At 69.8% G+C, this 14,952-nt stretch carries 17 protein-coding genes; 11 read left to right on the forward strand and 6 right to left on the reverse strand.

The window, feature by feature from the left end:
• Nucleotides 1-245: 245 nt before the first annotated feature.
• Nucleotides 246-1,262, reverse strand: a complete 1,017-nt coding sequence (locus VGT80_RS15840) for an NAD(P)-dependent alcohol dehydrogenase (RefSeq protein WP_327457481.1) — start codon at nt 1,260-1,262, stop codon at nt 246-248.
• 112 nt (nt 1,263-1,374) lie between these two features.
• Between VGT80_RS15840 and VGT80_RS15845 the strand changes: the two genes are divergently transcribed.
• Nucleotides 1,375-1,758, forward strand: a complete 384-nt coding sequence (locus VGT80_RS15845; RefSeq protein ID WP_327457483.1) for a helix-turn-helix domain-containing protein — start codon at nt 1,375-1,377, stop codon at nt 1,756-1,758.
• A gap of 76 nt (nt 1,759-1,834) precedes the next feature.
• Here VGT80_RS15845 and VGT80_RS15850 read toward each other — a convergent pair whose 3' ends face one another.
• Nucleotides 1,835-3,517, reverse strand: a complete 1,683-nt coding sequence (locus VGT80_RS15850; RefSeq protein ID WP_327457484.1) for a lysine--tRNA ligase — start codon at nt 3,515-3,517, stop codon at nt 1,835-1,837.
• Between the two features lie 84 nt (nt 3,518-3,601).
• Between VGT80_RS15850 and phnD (VGT80_RS15855) the strand changes: the two genes are divergently transcribed.
• Together phnD (VGT80_RS15855) and phnD (VGT80_RS15860) are read left to right on the forward strand one after the other, a co-directional pair.
• Complete coding sequence (gene phnD, locus VGT80_RS15855) at nt 3,602-4,591, forward strand: phosphate/phosphite/phosphonate ABC transporter substrate-binding protein (protein WP_327457486.1); 990 nt, start codon at nt 3,602-3,604, stop codon at nt 4,589-4,591.
• Nucleotides 4,588-5,589, forward strand: a complete 1,002-nt coding sequence (phnD, locus tag VGT80_RS15860) for a phosphate/phosphite/phosphonate ABC transporter substrate-binding protein (protein WP_327457488.1) — start codon at nt 4,588-4,590, stop codon at nt 5,587-5,589. The genes phnD (VGT80_RS15855) and phnD (VGT80_RS15860) overlap by 4 nt, the downstream gene beginning before the upstream one ends.
• Here phnD (VGT80_RS15860) and VGT80_RS15865 read toward each other — a convergent pair.
• Nucleotides 5,586-6,152: a TetR family transcriptional regulator gene (locus tag VGT80_RS15865; protein ID WP_327457490.1), complete on the reverse strand. Its 567-nt coding sequence runs from the start codon at nt 6,150-6,152 to the stop codon at nt 5,586-5,588. The two genes, phnD (VGT80_RS15860) and VGT80_RS15865, sit on opposite strands and share 4 nt — an antisense overlap.
• A gap of 68 nt (nt 6,153-6,220) precedes the next feature.
• Between VGT80_RS15865 and VGT80_RS15870 the strand changes: the two genes are divergently transcribed.
• Nucleotides 6,221-6,634 (forward strand): hypothetical protein, encoded by a 414-nt coding sequence (locus tag VGT80_RS15870; protein ID WP_327457492.1) that lies wholly within the window; start codon nt 6,221-6,223, stop codon nt 6,632-6,634.
• On the opposite strand, the gene VGT80_RS15875 is transcribed toward VGT80_RS15870, so the two are convergent.
• Nucleotides 6,603-7,019: a PaaI family thioesterase gene (locus tag VGT80_RS15875; RefSeq protein WP_327457494.1), complete on the reverse strand. Its 417-nt coding sequence runs from the start codon at nt 7,017-7,019 to the stop codon at nt 6,603-6,605. The two genes, VGT80_RS15870 and VGT80_RS15875, sit on opposite strands and share 32 nt — an antisense overlap.
• Complete coding sequence (locus VGT80_RS15880) at nt 7,016-7,468, reverse strand: PaaI family thioesterase (protein ID WP_327457496.1); 453 nt, start codon at nt 7,466-7,468, stop codon at nt 7,016-7,018. Before VGT80_RS15880 ends, VGT80_RS15875 begins: the two co-directional genes overlap by 4 nt.
• Before the next feature lie 349 nt (nt 7,469-7,817).
• Here VGT80_RS15880 and VGT80_RS15885 point away from each other — a divergent pair, with 349 nt between their 5' ends.
• The 5 genes from VGT80_RS15885 (at nt 7,818) to VGT80_RS15905 (ending at nt 12,159) form a co-directional block, all read left to right on the forward strand.
• Entirely contained in the window at nt 7,818-8,828 is a 1,011-nt protein-coding gene (locus VGT80_RS15885) for a ligase-associated DNA damage response exonuclease (protein ID WP_327457498.1), read from the forward strand.
• A gap of 74 nt (nt 8,829-8,902) precedes the next feature.
• Nucleotides 8,903-9,598, forward strand: coding sequence for a hypothetical protein (locus VGT80_RS15890; RefSeq protein WP_327457500.1), 696 nt, complete (start codon nt 8,903-8,905; stop codon nt 9,596-9,598).
• A gap of 58 nt (nt 9,599-9,656) precedes the next feature.
• Nucleotides 9,657-9,851 (forward strand): hypothetical protein, encoded by a 195-nt coding sequence (locus VGT80_RS15895; RefSeq protein ID WP_327457502.1) that lies wholly within the window; start codon nt 9,657-9,659, stop codon nt 9,849-9,851.
• A gap of 155 nt (nt 9,852-10,006) precedes the next feature.
• Nucleotides 10,007-11,656: a cisplatin damage response ATP-dependent DNA ligase gene (locus tag VGT80_RS15900; protein WP_327457504.1), complete on the forward strand. Its 1,650-nt coding sequence runs from the start codon at nt 10,007-10,009 to the stop codon at nt 11,654-11,656.
• A complete protein-coding gene (locus tag VGT80_RS15905; protein WP_327457506.1) occupies nt 11,653-12,159 on the forward strand; it encodes a YkgJ family cysteine cluster protein in 507 nt (168 codons plus the stop codon). Before VGT80_RS15900 ends, VGT80_RS15905 begins: the two co-directional genes overlap by 4 nt.
• Here VGT80_RS15905 and VGT80_RS15910 read toward each other — a convergent pair.
• Nucleotides 12,145-12,681: an HAD family hydrolase gene (locus VGT80_RS15910; protein ID WP_327457508.1), complete on the reverse strand. Its 537-nt coding sequence runs from the start codon at nt 12,679-12,681 to the stop codon at nt 12,145-12,147. The two genes, VGT80_RS15905 and VGT80_RS15910, sit on opposite strands and share 15 nt — an antisense overlap.
• Before the next feature lie 55 nt (nt 12,682-12,736).
• Between VGT80_RS15910 and VGT80_RS15915 the strand changes: the two genes are divergently transcribed.
• Both VGT80_RS15915 and VGT80_RS15920 read left to right on the forward strand, forming a co-directional pair.
• Nucleotides 12,737-14,572: a dipeptide ABC transporter ATP-binding protein gene (locus tag VGT80_RS15915; RefSeq protein WP_327457510.1), complete on the forward strand. Its 1,836-nt coding sequence runs from the start codon at nt 12,737-12,739 to the stop codon at nt 14,570-14,572.
• Between the two features lie 9 nt (nt 14,573-14,581).
• A partial coding sequence (locus tag VGT80_RS15920; protein WP_327457512.1) for a sugar phosphate nucleotidyltransferase occupies nt 14,582-14,952 on the forward strand: 371 nt, incomplete at its 3' end.

Raw genomic sequence — 14,952 nt, forward strand, 5'->3', positions numbered from 1 at the left:
TTCGATGTTCAGCTGGGCGCGGGTTTCGGCCAGCTTCTGGGCCCAACGCAGGTTCTCGACGAACTGCTCCGCAGCGAGAGCCGTCAACACCCCCAGCACGATGATCCCGTATTCCTTCAGGAACTCCCGCCAGCCGTGCCACGGCTTGGGTTTGTGGATGTCCAACGCGCCGCCCCCAAGCGGATCAACCTTGGCCGCAGGGTAAGCGGACTCGGCGAATGACCGCTAGGGGTGGAAAGCGGACTTCAGTCCACGCAGCGGACTACGACCTTTCCGAAATGCGCTCCGCTCTCAAGGTGAGCGAAGGCCTCACGCGCCTCGTCGAATGCAAAGACCCGGTCGATCACCGGCTTCAGGCCGGTGGCCGCGACGGCGCGATTGAAGTCCAGCAGGGCGGCGCGGTCGCCAACGGTGACGTTGCGGATGCTCGCGCCGCTTGCCTTTAGTTGGAAGAAGTCGATGCCAGGGTTCTCGGTGCTCAGAAAGCCGATCGAGGCGATCTCACCGCCAAGCGCCACAGCGCGTAGAGATTGGACGATGGTGCCAGGCCCGCCGACCTCGACCACTCGATCAACACCTCGGCCGTCAGTGAGTTCGTGAACCCGGCGCCCCCACTCAGGCTCCTCGACATAGTTCACGACGTGAGCAGCGCCCATTGCCTTCAGCTGCTCAGCCTTGGCCTCGCTGGAAGTGGTGGCGATCACCGTGGCGCCCACCGCACGGGCCACCTGGAGGGCGAAGATGGAGACGCCGCCGCTGCCCTGGACAAGCACAGTGTGCCCGGCGCGAATGGGCACAGGTCCCGTGAGGGCTGTCCAGGCTGTGACGCCTGCGCAGGGAAGGGCTGACGCCTCCTCGTACGAGAGCGCGTCCGGCAGCGGGACAACGGCTTCCTGGCTGATCGCCTTCAGTTCGCAGAGCCAACCGTCGCTCTCCGCGCCGTAGGTGTCGCTGGCGATCGTGGACGGCGTCTCGCCGCCGAACCAGCGCGGATGGAACGCTCCGATCACCCGGTCGCCAACCTTGAGCGCGCGGACGCCTTCGCCCACCGCCACGATTTCTCCGGCCGCGTCGCTGGTTGGGATCAGCCCGGGGACGCACTTGCGTGGATAGCGCCCCCGCAGCATGGCGATGTCACGAAAATTCAGAGAGACCGCATGTACGCGAACCAGCACCTCGCCTCGCTGCGGCCGCGGTTCGGCCTCTTCGTGAACGCGGAGCTCGTCCAGGCTATCGAAGCTGTCGAAACGGTAAGCGCGCATGCTCAGCTCGTATTTGTGAAGTGACGACAGGAGGCGATGGGCATCTAGGCGACCCGCTCTCCATCTGGCAAGAATGGACGAAAAGGTGTGCCAGTCACCTAGAGGTAAGCGCATGTCCGATCCTCGCTTAGCGGAGCCGAAGATTCCGAAGATCGCCTGCGTCGAGGACGTGGAGGAGGCGATCTCAATCCTTGAAGGGCGCTGGAAGATGCTGATCGTGGCGCATCTCTATGGTGAGCCCGTGCTGCGCTTTTCGGAGTTGCGGCGCGCGATCCCGCAAGTTTCGCAAAAGATGCTGATCCAGCAACTCCGCGGTCTGGAAGGGGATGGGGTCGTGAAGCGCACCATCCACGCTCAGGTGCCTCCAAAGGTGGACTACGAGCTTACTGAGCTCGGGCGAGGGCTTGGCCCCGTGTTCCTAGCGCTCTTGGATTGGACTCAGCTTCGCCGGACACTGCTGGGCAGGGGCGAAGTTGGTAAGGATCGGACGAACTGAACATCCGCAACGGGTCCATAGCGGACATCGACGTCAGGGCCGAAAGCGGACCTGGCCGATCTATGGGCCCGCGCCCCTAGGCCGCCGCGAGCTCTCCGGCGAGGGCGCGGTGGATGAGGTCGATCGTGCGCTGGACGCCGAAGATGGCCACGAAGGAGCCGAAGCGGGGGCCCTGGGTCTGGCCGAGCAGCACTTCGTAGAGGGCGGTGAACCAGGCGCGCAGCGGCTCGAAGCCGGCCTGTTTGCCGACCTCGAAGACCTCGTTCTGGATCGTCTCGGCGTCGGCGTCGGCGGGCAGGGCGGCGAGGCGCGTGGCAAGCGCCTCCATGGCGGCGCGCTCGCGGGCGTCGGGCTCGCGGAAGCGCTTCGCGGGCTTCACGAAGTCCTCGTAGTAGTTGATCGCGTAGCCGACGAGCTGGTCGAGCAGCGGCTCGGTTTGCGGCGTCGCGCCGGGGATGTAGCGCTCCAGGAAGCCCCAGAGGATGTCCTTGGTCGAGGCGTCGGCCCCGGCCACCAGGTTCAGCAGCAGTGAGAAGCTCACCGGCGAGCCCTTGGCCGGGGGCGCGCCGCGGTGGACGTGCCAGGCGGGATTGTCGATGGCCGGCGCATTGCCGCCTTCGGCCTTGGCGCGGTTGAAGGCGTCGAGGTGCGAGAGGTACTCGTCGGCGGCCTTGGGGATGACGTCGAAATAGAGCCGCTTCGCCGACTTGGGCGACTGGTACATGTAGTAGGCGAGGCTCTCCGGCGTGCCGTAGCGCAGCCACTCCTCCATCGTCAGGCCATTGCCCTTGGACTTGGAGATCTTCTGGTTGTTCTCGTCCATGAAGAGCTCGAAGTGGAAGGCCTCCGGCGGCTCGGCGCCCAGCGCCTTGACGATGCGGTTGGAGATGCGCACCGAGTCCACCAGGTCCTTGCCGGAGGCCTCGAAGTCGACCTTCAGCGCGGTCCAGCGCGCGGCCCAGTCGGGGCGCCATTGCAGCTTCACGTGGCCGCCGGTGACCGGGACTTCGGTGAGCGTCCCGTCCTCGTCGGCGAAGACGATCGTGCCCTTCTCGATGTTGCGCTCCAGGGTCGGCGCCTGCAGCACGCGGCCGGTCTTGGGGCTGATCGGCAGGAAGGGCGAATAGGTGGCGCGGCGCTCTTCGCCCAGCGTCGGCAGCATGATCGCCTGGATGGCGTCGAAGCGCTCGAGGATGCGCAGCAGCACCTCATCGAAGCGGCCGGACCGGTAGGTCTCGGTGGACGACATGAAGGTGTAGTCGAAGCCGAAGCCATCGAGGAAGGCGCGCATGCGGGCGTTGTTGTGGGCGCCGAAGCTCTCGTGCTCGCCGTAGGGGTCGCGGACCGAGGTGACAGGCTTGTCGCGGTCCTCCTCCAGCATCTCGCGGTTGGGCACGTTGTCGGGGATCTTCCGCAGGCCATCCATGTCGTCGGAGAAGACGATCAGCTCGGTGGGGATGGCGTCTTCCGTCAGCGCGCGGAAGGCGGTGCGGACCATGGTCGGCCGCGCGGCCTCGCCGAAGGTGCCCATGTGCGGCAGGCCAGACGCGCCATAGCCGCACTGGAAGATCACCGGCTCGCGAAGCGCCGGCAGGGCGGCCACGGCCTCGGCGATCTTGCCGGCGCCGACCAGGGTGGCGGCGAGATCCCGCTCTTCCTCCGTCAGGCGCAGGCGGAAGACGCGGTCGAGCAGGAGGCGCGCCTGTTCGAACGGCCAGCTCTTCGCCTCGCGGGCCTGATGGGAGAGACCTTGCAGCATGGGGGCTGCGGGTTACCGCCCCGGCGGCCCAGGCTCAAGCGCCCATTTTGACGGGGGGCCGCAAAGCTGGGCTATGCTGAACCCATGAACAGCCGTCTCGTCGCCCTCGCCGCCCTCCTGGCGCTTGCCGCCTGCGCCAAACAGGGTCCGGCCGCGCCGCCTGCGAAGACGCTCACCTTCTCGATCGTCTCGACCGAGAACACCCAGGTCCAGATGCAGGAATGGGGGCCGTTCCTGCGCGACATGGAGGCGGCGACCGGGCTGCACGTAAAGCCCTTCTTCGGCTCCAACTATGCCGCGGCGATCGAGGCCATGCGCTTCAAGCAGTCGGACCTCGGCTGGTTCACCAACCAGTCGGGGCTGGAGGCGGTGCGCCGGGCCGGCGGCGAGGTGTTCGCCCGGACCTCCAAGCCCAGCGGGCCCGATGGCTATCAGGGGGTGATCATCATCCGCAAGGGCAGCGGGATCACGCTCGACAAGCTGCTGAAATGCGGCGCCCGGCTGAGCTTCGGCATGGGCGACGCCAAGTCGACCTCGGGCACGCTTGCGCCCATGACCTATCTGTTCTGGCCCCGGAACATCGAGCCGGCGCGCTGTTTCCGCACCGTGCGCAACGCCGGGGCGGAGGCGAACCTGCTGTCGGTCGGCTCCGGGGTTCTGGACGCCGCCACCGACAACACCAACTCCATGGACCGGCTGGCCGCGCAGGGTACGCCGATCGCCAGGAAGACCCTGGCCAACCTCGAGGTGATCTGGCGCTCGCCGACCATCCCCGAGGACCCGATGGTCTGGCGCAAGGACCTGGATCCGGCGATCAAGGACAAGGTGAAGGGCTTCATCCTTTCCTACGGGACGGGGACGGGCAAGGACGCCGAGCGCCAGCGGGCGGTGCTGAAACGCCTGCAGCTCGGCCCCTTCAAGGCGGCCGACGACAGCCACCTGATCCCGGTGCGGGAGATGGAGGCGGCGGGCCAGGTGGCCGCCGCGAAGGCCAAGGGCGACAAGCCCGCGCTGGCCAAGGCCGAGGCCAGCCTCAAGGCCGTCCAGGCGGAGAAGGCGGCGCACCCGTCGTGATCGGCCGCCGGCTCGCAACGCTCGCCGCCCTGCTGGCGCTCGGCGCCTGCGGGCCGCCCGCGACGCCGCCGGCGAAGACCCTGACCTTCTCGATCCTCTCCAACGAGTCGCGCCAGACCGGCGAGGCGGACTGGGCGCCCTTCCTCGCCGACTTCGGCAAGGCGGTGGGCGTGAAGGTGAAGCCCTACTATGGCTCGAACTACACCGGCCTGGTGGAGGCCCTGCGCTTCAAGCAGACCGACCTTGGCTATTTCTCCAACCAGTCGGGGCTGGAGGCGGTGCGGCGCGGCGGCGGGGAGGTCTTCGCCCACACCGTCAATCCGACCGGGCGGGCCGGCTACGAGTCGGTGATCATCGCCCGCAAGGGGCTCGGCCTGACGCTGGACAAGCTGCTCAAGTGCGACCGGACGCTCGACTTCGGCATGGGCGATGCGGAATCCACCTCCGGAACCCTGGCGCCGATGACCTATCTGTTCGGCCCGCGCGGCATCGATCCCGCGGCCTGTTTCCGCACGGTGCGCTCGGCGAGCCACGAGGCCAACCTCTATGCGGTGGGCTCCGGCGTGATGGCCGCGGCGACCAACAACAACACCGCCCTGGAGCGGCTGGCCATGCTCGACACCGAGGTGGCCAGGAGGACGCTCGCCAATGTGGAGGTGATCTGGCGCTCGCCCCGGCTGCCGGAGGACCCGCTGATCTGGCGCAAGGACCTCGACCCGGCGCTGAAGGCGAAGATCGCCCGCTTCATCTACGGCTATGGCGTGGGCGATAGCGCCGAGGCCAGGCGCCAGCGCGCGGTGCTGGCCCGGCTGCAGACCGCGCCCTTCGCGCCGGCCGACGATCGCCACCTGATCCCGGTGCGCGAGATGGCCGCGACGCGCGACCTGATCGCGGCGCGGAAGAAGGGTGACGCGGCGGGCCTCGCCACGGCCCAGGCGGCGCTGGCCGCGATCGAGACGGAGAAGGCGGCGGTGGCTCCGCCCGCGCCCGCGCCCTAAGCGGCTCCGGCCAAAGCCTCGGCGAACAGCTCCCGCACGCCAGCGGTCGATCCGGGCAGGGACAGCTCCAGCAAGGTCGCGCCCTCCAGGAGGGTCAGGACGCCGGCCGCCAGCACGGCCTTGTGCGGGCCCTCGGCGACGTCGAGCCGCTCGGCCACCCAGTTGCGCCAGCCGACGATCCCGGCCCGCGCCGCCTCCCGGTACGGCTGCTCTCCGCGCGCGCCGAGCGCGGTAATTTCGGCCCAGACGCCCATGTAAGGCGCGAGGGCGGGATCGGTGAGCAGGCTCCAGGCCTGGGTCAGGAAGCGGTCGGGCGGCAGCCGTCGATCCAGGGCCGAGCCCGCCAGCGCCGCCGCCATCCGCCGCGAGATGCGCCGCAGGACCGCCCGCACCAACTCCGACTTTGAGGTGAAATAGTAGAGCAGCATGCGGTCGCTGGTGGCGAGCGCGGCGGCGAGATCGCGCAGGGCGAAGGGGCTCATGCCGTCGCGCAGGGCGAGGTCGGCCAGCCGCTCGGTGAGCTCGGCGCGCTTCAGCTCGAAGGGCGAGGCGGGAGGTGACATGGGAATCTTGTAGCATGCGCTACAGTTTTCTGATATGTAGCGCATGCTACATCTTCGCGGAGGCTTGCATGCTGCGCCCGTCTCAGATCGCCATCCTTACGCTCGTCGGCCTCGCCTTCTGGGCGGCGGCGACCGTCTCCATCCGCTGGTCGGCGTACGGGCTGCTCGATCCGACCCGCGGCGCCCTGATGTTCGCCACGGCCTTGCCGGTGGGCTGGCTGAGCGTGCGGGCGACCCGCTCGGCCGCTCGGCTGGCGCGTGAGCAGCTGGCCGCCGGCGTCCTGCTCGCGGGTGCGGTGGCCATGCTGGTGGATGGCGCGGCCCTGCGCTGGGCGCCTCAGGTCTATGGCGACACCGAGCAACTGGTGCGCCTGGGCGCGGCCTGGCTGCTCTGGGGCTATGGGGTGAGCCTGGTCCTGGCCCTGATTATGAGCCGCGCCCCGGCGGCGGCTACGCCTCCGCCAGCAGGAAGTGCCCCCTGAGGGCGGCGACCGGGGTGTTGCGGGCTTCCTGCCAGGCCTCGACGTGGACGTTGGCCACGCGGCGGCCGACCTTGCGCAGCTCGGCCCGCGCATAGGTGGTCATGGCCCGGCCGGGGCGCAGATATTCGATGGTGACGTCGATGGTCTTGGCGAGCCGGCCGGAGCCCTGGGTCACCCAGAGCTGGGCCAGCGCCGTGGCCTCCAGGAAGCCGCCGATCACCCCGCCGTGCAGGGCCGGGATCATGGTGTTGCCGACCAGGTGCGGCTGGAACGGCAGGACGGCGGTCATCTCGTCGCCGGCCAGTTCGGCGCGCATGCCGAGAAAGCGGATGTAGGGCGCCCGCTGCAGGAAGGCCTCGAGCTTGGCGTGGTCGGCTTCGCTCATGCCCCGGCGCGGCCCGTCAGCATGAAGGCGGCCTGGGCGGTGGCGATGGGGTCGGCCGGGTCGGCGTCCCAGGCCTGGGCGCGGACGAAGGCGATGGAGCGGGTGAGCTTGTAGCAGTGGGCCTCGGCGGTGACCCCGGCGCGCGGGACGGCGGGGCGCATGTAGTCGATGCGCAGGTCGAGGGTGGCGGTGCCGAAGGGGCCTTGGGTGACGTCGTAGGCGGCCGAGGAGATGGCCAGGCCGCAGGTGTGGTCCAGGAGGCTGGTGACCACCCCGCCGGCGATCACGCCGGTGTCGGGATCTCCGACCAGGTCCTCGCGCCAGGGGACCTCGATGACGCCCTTGCCATGCTCGACGGAGACGAAGCGGAAGCCGAGCGCGGCCGCCTGCGGCACCGTCGTGGCCATGTGCTGGCCCATCTGGCGAAGGAACTCGAGGTCAGCGGCCATGCCCTGCGGGGTTAGGGGCGAAGGGGGTCGGGGTCAATGATGCCGCGAGGTGAGGGTTTAGTGGATCATCGGCAGGACGTAGGCGATCACCAGGGCGAGGACGGGGGTGGCGGCCATCACGAAATTGGCGAAGCCGAGGATCGGGGAAACGGCGTTGGTCATGGTCTCTCTCCTTGTTGGGGTCCGGCGGGCCGGCCCATGCGTTTCGGTGAGAGGGGTATACGCATCGCCTTTCGCGAATACTTGTTAAGTGTTGGTCATGACGTCGAATTCATAAGGTTAATAGGAATTCACAAGATGAAGACTTGGTAAGGTTGCGCAATCGCGCGGGGCGCCTAGGTTCAGACCCATGATCCGACCGCAGGACCTGCTCTGCCCCAGGCCCGAGGGGCTCTATTGCGCGCCCGGCGATTTCTACATCGACCCGGTGCGGCCGGTGGCGCGTGCGGTGATCACCCACGGCCACGCCGACCACGCCCGCGCCGGGCACGGCGCGGTGCTGGCCACGCAGGCCACGCTCGACATCATGGCCGAGCGCTACGGCCCGGACTTCGCCCAGGCCAGGCAGGCCGCGGCCTATGGCGAGGCGGTGGACCGCGACGCCGTGCAGGTGACCCTGGCCCCGGCCGGCCATGTGCTGGGCTCGGCCCAGGTGGTGGTGCGCTGGAAGGGCCTGACCATGGTGGTCAGCGGGGATTACAAGCGAAGACGAGACCCCACATGCCCGGCCTTCGAGCCCGTGGCCTGCGACGTGTTCATTTCGGAGGCGACCTTCGCCCTGCCGGTCTTCCGCCATCCCGACGACCGCCATGAGATCGCCCGGCTGCTGCGCTCGGTGGGCCAGTTCCCGGAGCGGGCGCACCTGGTGGGGGCCTATGCGCTGGGCAAGGCGCAGCGGATCATCCGGCTGCTGCGCGAGGCCGGCTGGGCGCGGCCGATCTATGTGCACGGCGCGCTGGAGCGGCTGAACGCGCTCTATGAGCGGCACGGGATCGAGCTTGGGCCGCTGGAGCCGGCGACCACGGCGGACAAGAAAGACTTCGCCGGCGAGATCGTCATCGCCCCGCCCTCGGCCCTGCAGGACCGTTGGAGCCGGCGGTTCCCCGATCCGGTGACGGCCTTCGCCTCGGGCTGGATGCAGGTGCGGGCCCGCGCCCGGCAGCGCGGCGTCGAGCTGCCGCTGATCATCTCAGACCACGCCGACTGGGACGAGCTGACCGGCACGGTGGACGAGCTGCGGCCGGGCGAACTGTGGATCACCCACGGCCGCGAGGAGGCCCTGGCCCGCTGGGCGGAGCTGCACGGCGTGCCGGCCCGGGCCCTGGCGTTGGTCGGTTACGAGGAAGAGGACGAGGACTGAATTCCACTCTCGCGCGTTCTGTTGGCACTGCTGCTCCGATGTCTGCAGCCGATAGTCGAAAGATGAAGGTGCGCGTGAACGTACAATTGCAGCGGCTTGCCCAGCCGGCAGTCGATGTGACGCTCGTCGATTGCCCGGAGATTCTGCTGAAACTGTTCCAAGACCCGGGGCAAGGTCCGCTGGCCCCGTTCTCGGTCCTGATGATCGACGAGGAAATCCCGACGGACGGCGACCTGATGCTGGATGCAACGAAGCTGAGGCTCGTGACGATGGGTGCGCCCGGCCTCGCCCTGCTGGTCGGCAGGCGTGCGAAGGCCTGGGCCCCGGCCAATGCGGACGATCCCATCAGGGTCGAGGTGACGCCGGCTCCGGCCGTCGCTCCGGCCGCGGTTCCGTCGCCGGCGCCCGGCGCCGGCGACCTGGCGTTCCTGGCCGAAGCCAGGGCGAAGCTGAAGCACGCGGACCTTTGCCGCGCCTTGGGCGGCCTGCTCGAGCGCGTGCGGGCCCTGCAGCCGCGAGGCGCCCTGCGCGCCCTCGACGGCGGTCTTGGGCACAGACGCCGCTACGTCAACGCCCCTGACAACTTCGTGAGCTTCACGATTCAATCCCGGGCGATCGTCGTCCACGCGCGCCGCAGCGGCGCGGCGCGGATGAGCAAGTTCAAGCTCGCCGACGAGCGGAGGCCCTACATGCGGTTCCGGCTGTGCAACGCCGCGGACCTGGAGGCGGCCTTCCCACTCATCGAGGCGTCCTGGCGGCGCGGCGCCTAGTCCCGCCAAGGAACGCGGGCCCGCCGGTGGCGTTCGCTTGCGCGAACAGGAGGCCAAGATGAGCGAACCGAACACTCCGACACCCGGCAGCGGCGGCGGCATGGGCGGGCCGGTCTCCAGGCCCGACGGTGGCGGCCTGCCGCCGAAGACCGGCGGGATGCCGGCGCCCGGCGGCGAGGACAGCCGCGATCCCGGCATGGCGGGCGAGGGCGACCTCGGCCAGGATACCGGCGGGATGATCGGCGAGGGCTGATCCCGAATCCGGTCCGTCATCCCCGGGCTTGTCCCGGGGACCCATAGACGCCGATGGCGAACGTTGACCGCGGCGGCGTCGCCTCGCCATTTTCGCGGACGCCTGCGTTTATGGGTGGCCGGGACAAGCCCGGCCATGACGGTCGAAAAGAGTAGATGCGCGCCTTCGCCGAACTGCTGGACCGGCTGAGCCTGACCGGGTCGCGGAACGCCAAGCTGCGGCTGGTGCGCGACTACCTGCGCGAGACGCCGGACCCGGACCGCGGCTGGGCGCTGGCGGCGCTGACCGGCGACCTGAGCTTCAACGCGGCAAAGCCCGCCTTCATCAGGAAGGCGGTCGAGGCGCGGATGGACCCGCAGCTGTTCTGGTGGTCCTACGACTATGTGGGCGACCTGGCCGAGACGGTGGCGCTGGTCTGGCCGCGGCGGCCGGGCGCCAACCGCGAGCCGGAACTGTCGGAGGTGGTGGAGGCGCTGCGCACCGCCACGCGGGCCGAGGTCCAGGCGCTGATCGAGGGCTGGCTCGACGCCATGGACGAGCCGCGAGAGCGGTGGGCGCTCCTGAAGCTGATGACCGGCGGCTTGCGCGTGGGGCTGACGGCCCGGCTCGCCAAGCGGGCGGCGGCGGAGATGGGCGAGGCGGGCGCGGTCGAGCCGGCCGAGATCGAGGAGCTTTGGCACGCCCTGCACCCGCCCTACGAGGACCTGTTCGCCTGGCTGGAGGGGCGTTCGGAGAAGCCGTCGTCGGACAATCCCGGGCGCTTCCGGCCGGTGATGCTGGCCCAGGCGATCGACGAGGCGGTCGATTTCGCCAAGCTCGATCCGGCCGACTACGCCGCCGAATGGAAATGGGACGGAATCCGCGTGCAGCTGGTCCATGAGGCCGGGGCGCGCCGGCTCTACACCCGCACCGGCGACGACATCTCGCGCACCTTTCCGGACCTGGTGGACGCCCTCTTCGAGGAGGGCGTGATCGATGGCGAACTCCTGGTGCTGAAAGAGGGAAAGGCGGCCAGCTTCGCCGACCTGCAGCAGCGGCTGAACCGCAAGGCCGTCGACGCCAAGCTGATGGCGAAATACCCGGCCGGCATCCGCGCCTACGACCTCCTGGCCGAGGGCCGGGAGGATACCCGGACGCTGAGCTTCGCCGAGCGGCGCAAGCGCCTGGAGGCCTTCGTGGGACGCCAGGCCTCGCCCCGTATCGACCTGTCGCCGATGCAGCCGTTCGACGGCTGGCCGGCGCTGGCCGCCTTGCGGGCCAACCCGCCATCCGGCGATCCGCAGGTCGCCGAAGGGCTCATGCTGAAGCGCTGGGACAGCCTCTACGAGGCCGGGCGGCCGAAGGGGCCCTGGTTCAAGTGGAAGCGCGATCCGTTCCTGATCGACGCGGTCCTGATGTACGCCCAGCGCGGGCACGGGAAGCGCTCCAGCTTCTATTCCGACTACACCTTCGGGGTGTGGACCAGCGGCGAGGACGGCGGCCGCGCGCTGACGCCGGTCGGCAAGGCCTATTTCGGCTTCACCGACGAAGAGCTGAAGCAGATCGACAAATATGTGCGCGACAACACGATCGAGCGGTTCGGGCCGGTGCGCTCGGTCCGCGCCGAGCCGCACCATGGCCTCGTCTTCGAGGTGGCCTTCGAGGGCTTGCAGCGCTCGGGGCGGCACAAGTCCGGCGTCGCCATGCGCTTCCCGCGGATCAGCCGCATCCGCTGGGACAAGCCGCCCGGCGAGGCCGACGAGCTGGCGGCGCTGGAGCGGATGCTGGTCCAGATGGAGGGGGGCTCTGCTACAGTCGGCCGATGAGCCCGGCCAAGACCTGCGGCGCCTGCAACTTCTGTTGCAAGGTCCTGGAAATCGCGGAGCTGGCCAAGCCGGCGGGCGTCTGGTGCCCACATGCCAATCCGGGCAAGGGCTGCGCGATCCACGGGAGCCATCCGGCCTCCTGCCAGGCCTTCGCTTGCCAGTGGCTCATCGATCCCGGCATGCCCGACGCCTTCCGGCCCGACCGCAGCAAGGTGGTGCTGAGGATGGACGCCGAGGCCCGGCGCATCACCGCCGACTGCGAGGCCGCCAATCCCATGGCCTGGCGGCGGGAGCCGATGTTCGGCCTGCTGAAGGAAAACGCCCGCCGCGGCTGGAGCCAGGGCTATCTGGTGTTCGCCAAGGTCGGTCAGCGGATGTGGCTGATCGCGCCGGGCGAGGAGCTGGACCTGGGCGAGGTCCCGCCCGGCGCGCCGCTCGCCGTGCAGCGCGACGCCGGCGGACGGCTGAGCGTGCGGGTCGGCCCCGCCTCAGCCGAGCAGTAGGGCCTCGTCGATCAGGAAGGCCTTGAGGTCGCCGCCCTTGAACATCAGGCCGCGGATGCCGGCGCGCTTGGCGGCTTCCATGTCGGAGCGCTTGTCGCCCACCAGCACCGAGCGATCGCGGTCGATGGGCCAGTCGGCGAGCGCGCGCAGGATCATGCCCGGATTGGGCTTGCGGTCCGGCGGGTCGGGGTGGCGGTAGCTCTCGACGGCCGACTCCGGATGGTGCGGGGCGAAGTAGAAGGCGTCGATGCGCCCGCCGGCCTCCGCCAGCTCCTCGGCCATGCGGGCATGCAGGGCGTGCATGTCGGCCTCGGTATAGTAGCCCCGTCCGACGCCCGACTGGTTGGTCACCACGATCACCAGCCAGCCGGCCCGGTTGAAGGCGACGACGGCGTCCCTGGCGCCGGGGATCCACGCGAAATCCTCCCAGCGGGCGACGTAGCCGCGGTCCTCGTTCAGCACCCCGTCGCGGTCGAGGAACAGCGCGGGGCGAGTCTTGGCGTCGAGCGGGCTGGCGGGCACGGCCCCGCCCTAGCACGCGGGCGGCTTGGCAGGCGATTTCAAAAAACCGCATTCCGTGGCTAGCTCGCCGCCCATGCCCGGCTCAGCCCCCGCCGTCCTCACCCTCGATGACCTGAAGGTCGACTTCGACACCTATGACGGGGTGGTGCAGGCGGTGCGCGGGGTGTCGCTCGCCATCCCGCGCGGGGCGACGCTGGGCGTGGTCGGCGAGAGCGGCTCGGGCAAGAGCCAGACCTTCATGGCGGTGATGGGCCTCTTGGCCCAGAACGGCCGGGCGAGCGGTTCGGCGAGGCTCCAGGGCCAGGAGCTGCTGGGCCTCTCCCGGCGCGACCTGAACAAGGTGCGCGGCTCGAAGATGACCATGATCTTCCAGGACCCGCTGACCGCGCTGACGCCGCACGTGCGGATCGGCGAGCAGATCGCCGAGCCCCTGCGCCAGCACCTGGGCCTCGAGCGCACTGAGGCGATGAAGCGCGCCCGGCAGTGGCTGGAAAAGGTGCGCATCCCCGACGCGGCGCGGCGGCTGCGGCAGTATCCGCACGAGCTCTCCGGCGGCATGCGCCAGCGGGTGATGATCGCCGCGGCCATGGCGGTGGGGCCCGAGCTGTTGATCGCCGACGAGCCGACGACGGCGCTCGACGTCACCGTCCAGGCCGAGATCCTCGACCTGATGGCCGAGCTGCAGCGCGAGACCGGCGCGGCCATGGTGCTGATCACCCACGACATGGGCGTGATCGCCAGGCTCGCCGACCGGGTCTGCGTGATGAAGGACGGGGCCTTTGTCGAAGAGGGCTCGGCCGAAGAGATCTTCGCGGCGCCGAAGACCGATTATACGCGCGCCCTGCTGGCGGCGATCCCGCGCCTGGACCGGCTGGATCGCGGCGGGCGGCCGGTCCTGGGGCCGGTGGCGGCCGATGCGCCGGTGGTCGTCGAGGGCCGCGACATCAAGGTCTGGTTCCCGATCTCGGACGGGCTGTTTCGCAAGGCGCGCGAGCTTCGCGCCGTGGACGGGGTCTCGTTCCAGGTGCGCCAGGGCGAGACCCTGGGCGTGGTCGGCGAGAGCGGCTCGGGCAAGTCGACCCTGGCCCGCGCCATCCTGAGGCTGATTCCCGCGACCGGCGGGGCCGTGACCCTGATGGGCCGCGACATCAGCCATGCCGAGCGCGAGGAGATGCGCGCCGCGCGGAAGGACCTGCAGATCGTCTTCCAGGACCCACTGGCGAGCCTCGATCCGCGGATGACCGTCGGGACCTCGATCGCCGAGCCGCTCTCCGTGTTCCGCCCTGACCTGGACGGCAAGGCGCGCGAGGCCGAGGTGCGGGCCATGATGGGCCGGGTGGAGCTGGATGAGGCGCTGATCAACCGCTACCCGCACGAGCTGTCCGGCGGCCAGAACCAGCGGGTCGGCATCGCCCGGGCCATGATCCTCAGACCGAAGCTGGTGATCTGCGACGAGGCGGTCTCGGCCCTCGACGTCTCGATCCGCGCCCAGATCATCGACCTCCTGATCGCCCTGCAGAAGGACATGGGGCTCTCGATGGTGTTCATCAGCCACGACCTGGCGGTGGTGCGCGAGATCAGCCACCGGGTGCTGGTGATGTACCTGGGCCGGGTGGTCGAGCAGGCAAGCCGCGAGCAGCTCTATGCGGGAGCCCGGCACCCCTACACCCGCGCTCTGCTGTCGGCGGCGCCGATCCCCGATCCGAAGGTGGAGCGCACCCGCCAGCGGCTGAAGCTGACGGCCGAGCCGCCCAGCCCGATGGACCCGCGCGCGGCGCTGCGGTTCCTGCCCTCACGCCTGCCGGCCGACCCGAACGCGCCGATCCTGGCGCCGGAGCTGCGCGAGGTGGCGCCGGGGCATCTGGTGGCGGAGTTCGATCCGCCCGGCTAAGACCAGACCATGGCGAAGATCACGCCCGTCATCATGTCCGGGGGCGCGGGCACGAGGCTCTGGCCGGTGAGCCGGGTTTCCAACCCCAAGCAGTTCCACCGGCTGGGCAGCGAACGCACGCTGATCCAGGAGACCGCCCTGCGCGCCATGGGCGAGGGGTTCGCGGCCCCCATGGTGATCTGCAACGCGGGCCATGCGCAGATCGCGGCGGCGCAGTTGGCCGAGGTCGGGCTGACCCCAAGGATCGTGCTGGAGCCGGTGGGGCGCAACACCGCGCCCTGCGCGGTGGCGGCCGCGGCCCTGGTGGCGGCGGAAGATCCTGATGGCCTGGTGCTGCTGGCGCCCGCCGACCACATCATCGAAGACGCCGCCGCCTACCA

Source organism: Phenylobacterium sp., from assembly GCF_035944335.1.
In the GTDB taxonomy this organism is placed as follows: Bacteria; Pseudomonadota; Alphaproteobacteria; order Caulobacterales; family Caulobacteraceae; genus Phenylobacterium.